Below are 11,435 nucleotides of genomic sequence, written 5' to 3' on the forward strand. Positions count from 1 at the left end.
CGATCCGGCCGCCCGCCAGGACGACGTTTCCCCACCGCGCCAGCGCGCGGTCCCCGGGGACGGCGAAGACGGGCTCGTCGAGGCGGAACTGGACCCAGACGGCGCGGCCGGGTTCGAGCGGGACGTCCTCCAGGACGACCATCCGCGCGGAAACCTCGGCCGGGCCCAGGTGGAGCGTCACGGGGACGGCGTCGGCGGACCGTTCCGCCGGGAGCGCCGCGCCCAGCCGCACGCGGGCGGCCAGAGCGGTGCTGGGGCCCAGGGTTCCGGGGGCGGCCGCGATGAAGCCGCGTTCCAGCGCGCCGGGATTTTCGAGATCGGGCAGATGAAGCCCCGCCGTGTGGCCCGGCCGCGCCTCCGGGACCTCCGTCCGATAGGCGTGCACGGCCGCCACGCGCAGGCGCTTTCCGGAAGGGAGGATTTCGACCGCGTCTCCCGGGCGCACGCGGCCCGAAAGAGGGACGCCCGTGACGACCGCGCCGCGCCCGTCCGGGGAGGGAAAGGTTCGAAGCAGCGCCATGCGGAACGGTCCCGGCGCCTCCGGCGGGGCCGGCCGGGAGGCCGCCCAGGACTCCAGCGCGGCGCGCAGGCCGGCGGCTCCCTCGACGGGCGCCGCGTCCGGCGCGTGAGGTCCGGCGCGGGTGCGCACGACGGCGGCCACCGGGACTTCCAGAAGATCGAGGATCCGGCGATGCTCCGCGGTTCCGGCTTCCGGACCCCGGTCCGCGGCCACGACGAGGACCGCCGCGTCGGCGACGGACGCTCCCGCGATCGCGGTGCGGATCGAGCGTTCGTGGCCCGGAAGGTCGATGAGGCCGACGACCGCGCCGTCCGGCAGGAAGGCCGGGGCGAAGCCGAGGTCGGTCGTGCGTCCGAGCCGCCGCTCTTCCGGGAGCCGGTCGGGGTCCACGCCGGTCAGCTCGCGGACGAGCTCGGACTTGCCGTGGCCGGAGGCGCCGGCCACCGCCACGACGCCGGCCGGCCGGAACGGGGGCGCAGGGTTCGCCATGGGGGCCTATAAAACTCTTTGAATTCGCCTATCGTATTATATAATGGACGCGCCGTCCCGCAAGGAGACGGTCGCGGGCCCGGGCCGGCGGGGGTCCGGCCGCGGAAGAACCGGCGTTTTCACAGGGGAGCGTTTCCATGAAAAATCTCGTGTGGGCGGCATGCTCGGCGGCGGTCCTCGGGGCCTGCTCGTCGGACTCGGGTTCCTCGGCGGCCATGAAGGGATCGGCCGCCTCCTCCTGCTGCGCCGAAGGAAAGGTCGCGGCCAAGGACGACGCCTGCTGCGCGTCCGTGGCGGATCGGCAGCAGATTCCCGCCCGGGAGTACCTCCAGCCGGGGGACAGCCGGACGTTCGCGATCGAATACGTCGGCAAGGTTTCCGAGATCCCCGCGGGGACGAAGAAGCTCCGCGTGTGGCTGCCCGTGCCCGAGGACTCGACCGTCCAGACGATCCGCAATCTCTCCTTCTCGCGCAAGCCGGACAAGATCGAGCGGGAGCCCAAGTACGGAAACAAGATCGCGTACTGGGAGATCGAAAGCCCCGGCGCCGCGGCGGACGTCACGATGAAATTCGAGTGTACGCGGCTCGAGATCCGGACGAACCTCGAAGCGCTCCAGGAGGACGGAAAGGATCCCGAAGGCTCGTTCGCCGTCTTCCGCAAGGAGGACCGGCTGGTGACGATCGACGACGAGATCCGCTCGATCGCCGCGCGGTTGACGCAGGGGAAGTCCTGGACGGCGGCCAAGGCGCGAGCTATCTATGACTACGTCCTCGAGAAGATGACCTACGACAAGAACCACGCGGGGTGGGGGCGCGGGAGCACGCGGCACGCCTGCGAGGTGGGCAAGGGCAACTGCACGGACTTCCACGCGCTCTTTAATTCCCTCTGCCGGGCGGCCGGCATCGCCAGCGGGTTCGAGATCGGGCTTTATCTCCCCTACGAGAAGGGGAAGGTCGAGCCGCCGGGCGGGTATCACTGCTGGGCGTTCTTCCGCGTGCCGGGGAAGACCTGGGTGCCGATCGACGCCTCCGAAGCCGACCGCTTCCCGGAGCGCCGCGACTATTTCTTCGGCAACCACACGTCCAACCGCGTCACCCTTTCGACGGGCCGGGACATCGTTCTGGAGCCGCGGCAGGCGGGGGAGCCGCTCAACTACTTCCTCAATCCGTACGCCGAGGCCGACGGCAAGCCCGTCAAGACGGACAAGACCTGGTCGTACCGGGATTTGAATTGATTCGGGACCTTATTCAGGGAATGGGAGGGATCGAGGGATGACCCCAGCAACGCTTCTGGCCGTATGGATGGCCCTGACTCAGGCCGCTTCGTCGGAGGCCGCCCGGGCCGTTCCGCCCGACGGGACGGGCAGGCCCGCCGCGAAGGCCGAGACGCTTGAAGAGCGCGTGGCCCGCCTCGAGCAGGCCCAGGCTCAGGCCGCCGCCCCCGAGAAGAAGGGAGGCCTCACGGGCGAGGGCTTCGTCTTCAGCACCGACGACGGCAACTTCAAGGGCTCCATCAACGGCCGGATGCTGGCCCATTACCGTTACGTCCTCGACCGGCCGGACGAGGACGCCGCTCCTCTTCGCACGGTCCCGAACTCCTTCTTCATCCGCCAGGCGCGGATCGAGGCCAACTTCACGTGGTACAAGGAGTTCACCGGCAAGGTGCAGTACGACATCCCGACGGGGACGTACAACCAGACGACCGGCGCGATTTCGAGCGCCACGGGCACCCTGCGGGACGCCTTCGTGGCCTGGCACCGCTGGAAGGAGTTCTCCGTCCGTGTGGGGCAGTTTTTCGAGCCGCTGTCCCAGGAGGACGTCACCTCGACGCGCTTCATCGATTTCGTCGAGCGTTCCGTCATGAACCGGCTTCTGCCCGGCCGGGAGATCGGCCTGGCGGTCTACGGGAGCCTTCTGGAGGACAAGCTCGCCTACGAAGTGATGGCGTGCAACGGCAACGCGCTCCTCAACGACCAGGGGCGCAACGTCAACGACGGCAACGACGAGAAGGAGCTGGCCGCGCGGTTCTACGTCTTTCCGGTGGAGGGCCTGCGCCTGGGCGCGGCCGCGTCCTTCGGGGAGGCGGACGATCTCGCCGCGGGCGGGTTCGACCTCGTGACGACGGAGCTTTCCGTGATGTGGCTCGACGGCCAGGCGGGTCCCGTGTTCGACGGGACGCGCCGCCGGTATGTGATCAACGCGTCGTACGCCACGGGGCCCTTCAGCGTCCGCGGGGAGCTTTTCTTCCGCGAAGACGAGCTTCAGGATCCGAACCCGGAAAGCGCGCTCGAGAGCATGGGCTACTACCTCTACGGCACGTGGCTTCTGACCGGCGAGAAGAAGACGCCCGAGACGCGCGTGACGCCGGCGCAGGCCTTCCTCGAAGGCGGCGGAATCGGCGCCGTGGAGCTCGCGGTCCGCTTCGCCCACGTCGAGGTGGACAACGCCGAGGACGCCGGGCTCATCGGCGCGGCCGGCGACGCCCAGGAGGTGGACGTTCTGACGGTGGGCGTCAACTGGTGGCCGGTGAAGTATGTGCGCGTGTCGGTCAACTTCGTCCATGAGATGTACGACGAGGACCTGGCGTTCGAGAACGGCCGCGAGGAGGACTCGCTGAGCGGAGTTCTGACGCGCTTCCAGATCGATTTCTGACCGTTTCGGGGAAGGGCGGGGCCCGCCGGTCCGGCCGGCGGGCCCTCCGGCCCTGAGGGGGACGCGGAAACGGGGGGTGCGGGCGGGGCGTTAGATATGTGCGTTGGGCCGCGCGGGGAGCACGGCGGGGCGGGCCGCCCGGCGCGGCGTTTCGAGGAACCTTTGCGGAAGGAGGCAGCGGGATGAAGAGAAGTTTCGGCGCGGCCGCGGCGGTGGTGGCCGCGGCGGGACTGGCCTGGGCGGCCGTGAGCTCCCAGGCGGTCAACAGCACCTGCCCCGTCAAGCAGGGCCAGGCGGTCAAGCCCAACATCACCTCGACCTACAAGGGCAAGACCGTGGCCTTCTGCTGCAACAACTGCAAGGGGCAGTTCGACGCGAACCCGGAGAAGTTCGCCGCCAACATCCCCGAGCTGGCGGGCCCGCAGCCCCCGGCCTCGCTCGGCAGCATCGACGAGGCGCTCAAGGCCGGGAAGCTCGCGGTCCTCGCCTTCCTCGATTACTCCCAGAGGTCGGATCTCTTCGAGAAGAAGATCCTGGCGGATCCGCTTCTGGCGGACGTCTTCTCGAAGGTGGCGTATGTGAAGGTGAACTTCAAGAAGGACTCGGAGGACGCCAAGAAGTGGAAGGTCACCTCCGTGCCGACGCTGCTGCTCGTGGACGCGGCGCACGGGGAGCCCAAGGAGCTCAAGCGCCTGGCGGGCGGCAGCCCCGTCTTGATCAAGAAGGAAATCGAGAACGCCCTCAAGAAGATCGAAGCGGGCGGCGGCAAGTAGTCCTTCCGGAACTTCCACGGCCGGGGCCGGGCCCGTCCCGACCCCGGCTTTTTCTTTCATGCCTTCCGCGGATAGGAGCTGGGACGACTGGCGGACGTGGCTCCGGCAAAGCTGGGGCCTGGCGCTCGACGTCTCGGACGCCCGGGAGCACGAGACGTACGACCCGGCGCGGCCGCTCGGGGACGTGGCGGCCCGCCTGGGGCTCCGGGAGGAGCGCGATCCGGAGCGGGGCCTGACGTCGGATCAGGCGACGCTGTTTATGGGCGCGGCGCTCGCCCGGCGGGCGGAGGCGCTGCGGGGGCGCACGGTCTGGGAAGTGGGCTGCGGAACGGGGGTGCTTTCGGCCCTGGCGGCGCGGCTGGGAGCGGCGCGGGTCCGGGCGACGGACGTGGATGCCCGGGCGGTGGAGCTGGCGCGCCGGACGGCCGCGCTCAACGGGGTGACCGTCGAGGCCGCGGTGGCGGACCTTTTCGAGGGGGCGCCGTGGGCGGACCCCGCGGACGTCCTCGTGGCCGACCTGCCGCAGAAGCCCGTGGACGGCGCGCCGCTGCCGCTCGGGCAGGACGGGGGACCGGAAGGCCTGCGGTGCCTCGGGCCCTTCCTCGAAGGAGCGCCGGCGCGCCTGGCCCCCGGCGGGCGGCTCTTCTTCTTCGTCCACTCGCTGGCCCACCCGGGGGCGCTCGTGCGGCTCCACGCGCTTTTCCGCCCGCGCGTCCTCTCCTTCATGCGGCGGATCTTCGAGCGGGAGGCTTTCGCGCCGATTCTTCCCTATCTCGAGAGCCGCCGGGCGCGGGGGCTCTGCCGGTACTGGGACCGTCCCGACGGCCGCGGCGAATTCCTCGCCGCCGTGTTCGAAGCGGAGCGGCGCGCCTAGGCCTCCAGCTTCCAGGGCGCCCGGTAGTCCAGCTTCTTGAGGAGCTTGTCCGCCTCGGGATCGCCGACCACGACTTCCTTCTCCGGGTCCCACTTGAGCTTGCGTCCGCCCAGCGCTTCGGAGACGAGTCCCAGGTGCCCGGGCGTGATCGAGCGGTGGGAGACCTCCGCCGGGCAGACGCAGGGCTTCCGGGTCTTGACGCCGTCGATGAAGTTCCGCCGGTGGCCGGGCGTGCGGTAGACCTTGACCGGTCCGGGCTCGAAGTCCTTCTCGAGCCACTTCGGATCGCTCGCGGTGACCTTGCCGCGGGTGACGTGCACCCAGCCGTTCTCGCCGATCCACTTGCAGCCCATGGGGTGCTTGTTGGAAATGCTCGTCCGGACGCCGTTGGCGTACGTGCAGACGACCTCGTACGCCCAGGCGGCGTTCCAGACGCGGCGGTCCTCGGGGTACTGGAACCCGACCGCCTGCACTTCGACGGGGCCGCTCAGGTCCATGTCCAGACCCCAGTGCGCGATGTCGTTGTGGTGGCCGATCCAGTCCATGAGCTGCCCGCCGCCGTAGCTCAGGTGCCAGCGCCAGTTCCAGTGCAGGCGGGCGGGGACGTAGGGGAGCTTCTCGCTCGGGCCGCACCAGAAGTCGTAATCGAGGGACTCGGGCGGCTCCTGCTCCTTGAGGTCTCCGGAGGCCTTCTGGTGGCCCGTGGGCAGGCCCACTTCGACCGTGTGGATCTTGCCGATCAGGCCGTTGCGGACGATCTCGACGGCGCGGATGAATTCGCGGTCGGAGCGCTGCTGGCTTCCGGTCTGCCAGATGCGGTCGTATTTCTTGACGGCGTCGCAGAGGATGCGTCCTTCGGCGAAGGTGTGCGTGATGGGCTTTTCGCCGTAGACGTCCTTGCCGTGGCGGAGGGCCTCGACGGCGCAGCGCGCGTGCCAGTGGTCGGGGGTGGCCACGACGACCGCGTCGATGTCCTTGCGCGCGCAGAGCTCGCGGAAGTCCTTGTAGGCGTCGCAGCCCTTGTAGGAGCCGCCCGGGGATTTTTCGGCGTAACGCTTCTCGACGCGGGCCTTGGCGGCGTCGCGGCCGAACTTGTTGGCGCCGCCTTTGCTGAGGGCGTATTCGCGGTCCACGTCGCAGACGGCGACGACCTGGACGTCGGGCAGTCCCATGAACTGTTCCATGTTGGAGGTGCCCATGCCGCCGCAGCCGATGATGCCCATCGTGACCCGTTCGCTGGGGGCGGGGCGGCCGGCGCGGCCGAGGGCGGAAGCGGGGACGATCCAGGGCGCGGCCGCCGCGGCGGCCGAGGAGGCCAGGAACTTCCGGCGGGAAAAGGAAGACGGCATGGGCGGTTCTCCTATAAATGGGGCCGTACCTACAATAACGTACGCGGGCCGGGGCGTTTCGGGGAATCGGCGCGTCAAACCGGGATGCGATGGACCCGGAGGGGCGGGGCGTTGTGGTGAAGGAGCGGGCGCACGTCCGGTTCGCCGCGGACGAAGAGGTGGCCGGCCAGGCGGTCGCCCTCGTAGGCGTAGAAGAAGAGCCCCTCGTCGAAGGGGGCGAAGCTTTGGACGCGCAGGAGCTCCCGGCCGGCGGGTTCGTAGGGCAAGGGGACGAAGCCGAGACGGAGCTTGTAGGCCGGCAGCCCCAGCGGCAGGTGGTGGCCGTAGCGGTTGGTGTCCATGCCCAGGGAGACGAAGGGGGCGCCTTCCCGGGCGGCGCGCTCGAGGACCTGCATGATGAGGAAGTGCTCGAGGTCCAGCCCGCGGTCGGCGGGGTCGAAGGCGCCGTAGCCCACGGACAGATGACGGCGCATGCGGTGGACGAGGAGCGCGGCGGCGAGGCGGGGCCCGTCGTAGAGCCGGAAGCTCAGCCATTCGCGGGGCTCCAGCGGTCCGGCCTCGGCCAGTCGGTCGCGCCCGCGGGGGCGGGCGGCGATCGTGCGGCGGTAGAGCTCCACGAACTCGTCATGGCGGGCCAGGCCGGGGAGGACCTCGAAGCGGTAGCGCCGGGGGACTTCGCGCAGGAGTTTCCGGGGCTTGTTGCGCGTGCCGGCGCGGAAGCGGCGGGCGATGTAATCCTCGAGGGAGGGGGGCGTCTCGAGCACGTAGGTGACGGCGCAGGGCTTGTAGAACCATCCTTCGCCGCGGCGGGCGGCCTCTCCGGGCGGGGGGTCTTCGACGCGGGCCAGGTCCGCGTCCGGCGGGGCCGGTTCCCCGGGCTCCAGGGTCGCGATTCGGAGATCGAAGAAGTCTTCCCGTCGCATGCGACGCCCGGGTCCATTATAGCGGGGGAGCGTTCAACATCGAATTCGCCTTCCCGGACCGCCTCCGTTTGTTTAGAATCCCCGGATGCCTCACGCCCCGAAGCGCGCCCTGGTGGCCGACGACGACGAAGCGACGGGGCGTCTCGTCCGCGAGGCGCTCCTCCTGGAGGGATACCGCGTGGAGGTGCGCGCCAACGGCCGGGACGCGCTGGACCGCCTTCGGGCGGCTCCGCCGGTGGATCTGGCGGTGCTCGACGTGGTCATGCCGGGCCTGACGGGGGTGGAGGTGCTGCGGAGCCTCCGCGCCGCCGGCGGGAACGTCCCGGCGATCGTCATGTCGAGCTTTCTTTCCGACGAGGTGCGGCGGATCTGCGGATCGCTCGGCCGCGTGAGGCTGCTCGAAAAGCCCTTCCGGCTGGAGGATCTGCGCCGCGCCGTCTCCGAGCTCCTGCGGCCGCTGTCGTGCTGAGTCCCCCGGCCGGGTCCGGCGCGCGAAAAATCACTTTACGGAATCTCGATATCCGCATTACGCGGTCCGAAACCCGGCCGGAACGCGTTAAAAATTTTGTCGGAGAAAGCGCCCGCGGCCTTGACACTCCCCAAGGGCTGGGGGTATACTCCCGCCAGACGTCGTACCGGTAGTGGAGGGGTGGCCGTCCCGGGGAGGGCCCCGGGGAGCTCCGACCGCGAGGGACAGGGGGGATTTCCGCCCGGACGCGAGCCTGGAGAGAGGACGCCGAGACCTTTCCGCGATCCGAACGTCCGACCGTTCCGGTCCTTTGTTCTATTTAGTGTAAACATTTCCGTCGCGGGTGAGAGGAGGGTGGTGGCATGGAGAATTTGTTCGCCGGCAAGTCGTCCGCCTCTTCGGCGCTCGAAAGCGGCGCCGCGCGGATCGAGGCGCGCAAGCGGGCGCGCCGGGCGCGGGGCCTGAAGTTCCGGCGGGTCTACACGACCCCGGGGGTGGATCCGTTCAGCACCCTCGAGTGGGACCGGCGCGCGAGCAAGATCACCAATCCCGACGGGTCCACCGTCTTCGAGCTCAAGGACATCGAGGTTCCGAAGTCCTGGTCGCAGCTGGCGACCGACATTCTCGCGTCGAAGTACTTCCGCAAGGCGGGCGTCCCCGGCACGGGGCACGAGACGAGCGCCCGGCAGACGGTCACGCGCATCGCGCGCACGCTCCGGCGGGCGGGCGAGGAGCTCGGCGGGTATTTCGCCGACGTCGAGGACGCCGACGCGTTCGAGGCCGAGCTCACCTACATGCTCATCACGCAGATCGGCGCCTTCAATTCGCCGGTCTGGTTCAACTGCGGGCTGGCCCAGGAGTACGGGATCACGGGGCGCCCCGTCGGGAACTGGTACTGGAACCCGAAGACCGGCCGGGTCGAGGAGGCGCCGGATTCCTACACGCGGCCCCAGCTTTCGGCCTGCTTCATCCAGTCCGTCAGCGACGACCTCATGGACATCGCCGACCTCGTCAAGCGCGAGATGCGCATCTTCAAGTTCGGCTCCGGGACGGGCACGAACTTCTCGCGGATCCGGGCGGAGGGGGAGCGGCTCTCCTCGGGCGGAACCTCGAGCGGCCTGATGAGCTTCCTCGAGATCTACGACAAGTCCGCCGGCGCCATCAAGTCCGGCGGCACCACCCGCCGCGCCGCCAAGATGGTCTGCCTCGACATGGACCATCCGGACGTCGAGAAGTTCATCGACTGGAAGATGAACGAGGAGAAGAAAGCCCGCGTGCTCATCGAGCACGGAGGGCTTCCGGCGGACTTCAACGGCGAGGCGTACCACACCGTCAGCGGCCAGAACTCCAACAACTCCGTCCGCGTGACGGACGACTTCATGAAGGCGGTTCTCGAGGACGGCGAGTGGGTCACCCGGTGGCGCACCGACGGGCGGCCCGCCCGCACGTACAAGGCGCGCTACCTCTGGGACAAGATCGCCCAGGCCGCCTGGACCTGCGCCGACCCCGGCGTCCAGTTCGATACGACCATCAACGCCTGGCACACCTGCCCGAACACGGACCGCATCTACGCGTCCAATCCCTGTTCCGAGTACATGTTCCTCGACGATTCGGCCTGCAACCTCGCCAGCCTGAACCTCACCAAGTTCCTCACGCCCGAGGGAATGTTCGACGTGGCGCGGTACCGCCACGCCGTGGAGGTCTTCACCACGGCCCAGGAGATCATCGTCGATTTCGCCAGCTACCCCAACCGGGCGATCGCCCAGAACTCCCACGACTACCGGCCGCTCGGGCTCGGGTATGCGAACCTGGGAACCCTCCTGATGCTCCTCGGGATCCCCTACGACAGCGACCGGGGCCGCGGGATCGCCGCGGCGCTCACCGCCATCCTCTGCGGCCGCGCCTACCGGCAGAGCGCGGAGATCGCCCGCGTCAAGGGCCCCTTCCCCGGATACGAGAAGAACCGCGAGCCCTTCCTCAAGGTCATGCGCATGCACCGGGACGCGGCCTACCGCATCCGGCCCGAGGACTGCCCCCAGAACCTCCTCAAAGCCGCCCGCGAGGACTGGGACGACGCCGTCGCCCTCGGCGAAGTCTGGGGCTTCCGAAACGCCCAGGCCACCGTGCTCGCCCCCACGGGCACGATCGGGCTCCTCATGGACTGCGACACGACCGGCGTCGAGCCCGACTTCGCCCTCGTCAAGTTCAAGAAGCTCGCCGGCGGCGGCTACTTCAAGATCGTCAACGAGTCCGTCCCGGAGGCCCTCCGCCGCCTGGGGTACACGGAGGAGCAGGCGCGGGACATCGTCCGGTACGTCATGGGCACCAACACCCTCAAGAGCGCGGCCCCCGTCAACGACCGGGCCCTGGCGGAGAGGGGACTCGCGGCGGAGGAGATCGCCCGCGTGGAGGCGCAGCTCCCGAAGGTCTTCGAGCTGGCGCACGCCTTCAATCCGTTCGTCCTGGGCGAGGAGTGCTACCGCCGCCTGGGGCTCAAGCCCGAGGACGACGTGCTCCGCAAGCTGGGCTTCACGGAGGCGGAGATCGAGCAGTCCAACGACATTCTCTGCGGCCGGATGACCGTGGAGGGGGCGCCGCATCTCAAGGAGGAACACCTGGCGATCTTCGATTGCGCCAACAAGTGCGGCAAGCACGGTACGCGCTTCATCCACTGGATGGGCCACATCAAGATGATGGGCGCCGTGCAGCCGTTCATCTCGGGCGCGATCTCCAAGACGATCAACATGCCCTCCGACACCACCGTCGAGGACATCAAGGAGGCGTACCTTCAGTCCTGGAAGCTGGGCCTCAAGGCCGTGGCCCTCTACCGCGACGGGTGCAAGGCCTCCCAGCCGCTGTCGACCAAGACCGCCGACAAGAAGGAAAAGAAGGCCGAGGCGGCCGCGGGCGAGCTCGTCCAGGGACAGCTTCTCCCGGCCACGGTGGCCCAGCCCGTCAGCCCCACCGCCGCCAGCCAGAGCCTCAAGCGCTACCGGCTGCCGAAGAAGCGCCAGGGCTTCACCCTCGAGGCGCGCATCGCCGGCCAGAAGGTGTATCTGCGCACCGGCGAGTACGAGGACGGCTCCCTCGGCGAGATCTTCGTGGACCTGGCCAAGGAGGGCGCGGCCTTCCGGTCCATGATGAACTGCTTCGCGATGGCGGTGTCGATCGGCCTTCAGTACGGCGTGCCCCTGAAGGACTTCGTGGATCTTTTCACCTTCACGCGCTTTGAGCCGCAGGGGCCGGTGGACCATCCGAACATCAAGATGTGCACGTCGGTCATCGACTACATCTTCCGGGTCCTGGCCCTCGAGTACCTGGGCACCTCGGAGTTCGCCCAGGTCAAGCCCGCGGAGGGCGAGACGCGCGTGCGGCCCGTGGCCGCC

The 11,435-nt window shown here is 69.2% G+C and carries 9 protein-coding genes; 6 read left to right on the top strand and 3 right to left on the bottom strand.

Annotated elements, in window-relative coordinates; translation table 11 throughout:
* Positions 1-1,009 (bottom strand): GTP-binding protein (locus tag VNO22_05405; GenBank protein HXG60785.1); only part of this gene is annotated, 1,009 nt, incomplete at its 3' end.
* 137 nt (positions 1,010-1,146) lie between these two features.
* Between VNO22_05405 and VNO22_05410 the strand changes: the two genes are divergently transcribed.
* The 4 genes from VNO22_05410 (at position 1,147) to VNO22_05425 (ending at position 5,308) form a co-directional block, all read left to right on the top strand.
* A complete protein-coding gene (locus VNO22_05410; protein ID HXG60786.1) occupies positions 1,147-2,244 on the top strand; it encodes a transglutaminase domain-containing protein in 1,098 nt (365 codons plus the stop codon).
* A gap of 37 nt (positions 2,245-2,281) precedes the next feature.
* Complete coding sequence (locus tag VNO22_05415; GenBank protein HXG60787.1) at positions 2,282-3,661, top strand: porin; 1,380 nt, start codon at positions 2,282-2,284, stop codon at positions 3,659-3,661.
* Between the two features lie 182 nt (positions 3,662-3,843).
* Entirely contained in the window at positions 3,844-4,434 is a 591-nt protein-coding gene (locus VNO22_05420) for a YHS domain-containing protein (GenBank protein HXG60788.1), read from the top strand.
* A 58-nt stretch (positions 4,435-4,492) separates the two neighbouring features.
* Complete coding sequence (locus tag VNO22_05425; protein ID HXG60789.1) at positions 4,493-5,308, top strand: 50S ribosomal protein L11 methyltransferase; 816 nt, start codon at positions 4,493-4,495, stop codon at positions 5,306-5,308.
* On the opposite strand, the gene VNO22_05430 is transcribed toward VNO22_05425, so the two are convergent.
* Positions 5,305-6,657 (bottom strand): Gfo/Idh/MocA family oxidoreductase, encoded by a 1,353-nt coding sequence (locus tag VNO22_05430; protein ID HXG60790.1) that lies wholly within the window; start codon positions 6,655-6,657, stop codon positions 5,305-5,307. The genes VNO22_05425 and VNO22_05430 overlap by 4 nt on opposite strands.
* Before the next feature lie 74 nt (positions 6,658-6,731).
* Positions 6,732-7,580 (bottom strand): GNAT family N-acetyltransferase, encoded by an 849-nt coding sequence (locus VNO22_05435; GenBank protein HXG60791.1) that lies wholly within the window; start codon positions 7,578-7,580, stop codon positions 6,732-6,734.
* An 85-nt stretch (positions 7,581-7,665) separates the two neighbouring features.
* Here VNO22_05435 and VNO22_05440 point away from each other — a divergent pair, with 85 nt between their 5' ends.
* The gene (locus tag VNO22_05440) at positions 7,666-8,049 is read left to right on the top strand and encodes a response regulator (GenBank protein HXG60792.1); all 384 of its coding nucleotides are present in this window, start codon (positions 7,666-7,668) and stop codon (positions 8,047-8,049) included.
* Between the two features lie 362 nt (positions 8,050-8,411).
* Positions 8,412-11,435 (top strand): vitamin B12-dependent ribonucleotide reductase (locus VNO22_05445; GenBank protein HXG60793.1); only part of this gene is annotated, 3,024 nt, incomplete at its 3' end.

The sequence above is a fragment of the Planctomycetota bacterium genome (genome assembly GCA_035574235.1).
Classification (GTDB): domain Bacteria; phylum Planctomycetota; class MHYJ01; order MHYJ01; family JACPRB01; genus DATLZA01.

Excerpts from the sequence above, each read along its gene's own strand:
- VNO22_05410 (HXG60786.1), top strand. The coding sequence starts at position 1,147 with ATGAAAAATCTCGTGTGGGCGGCATGCTCGGCGGCGGTCCTCGGGGCC.
- VNO22_05415 (HXG60787.1), top strand. The coding sequence starts at position 2,282 with ATGACCCCAGCAACGCTTCTGGCCGTATGGATGGCCCTGACTCAGGCC.
- VNO22_05420 (HXG60788.1), top strand. The coding sequence starts at position 3,844 with ATGAAGAGAAGTTTCGGCGCGGCCGCGGCGGTGGTGGCCGCGGCGGGA.
- VNO22_05425 (HXG60789.1), top strand. The coding sequence starts at position 4,493 with ATGCCTTCCGCGGATAGGAGCTGGGACGACTGGCGGACGTGGCTCCGG.
- VNO22_05430 (HXG60790.1), bottom strand. The coding sequence starts at position 6,657 with ATGCCGTCTTCCTTTTCCCGCCGGAAGTTCCTGGCCTCCTCGGCCGCC.
- VNO22_05435 (HXG60791.1), bottom strand. The coding sequence starts at position 7,580 with ATGCGACGGGAAGACTTCTTCGATCTCCGAATCGCGACCCTGGAGCCC.
- VNO22_05440 (HXG60792.1), top strand. The coding sequence starts at position 7,666 with ATGCCTCACGCCCCGAAGCGCGCCCTGGTGGCCGACGACGACGAAGCG.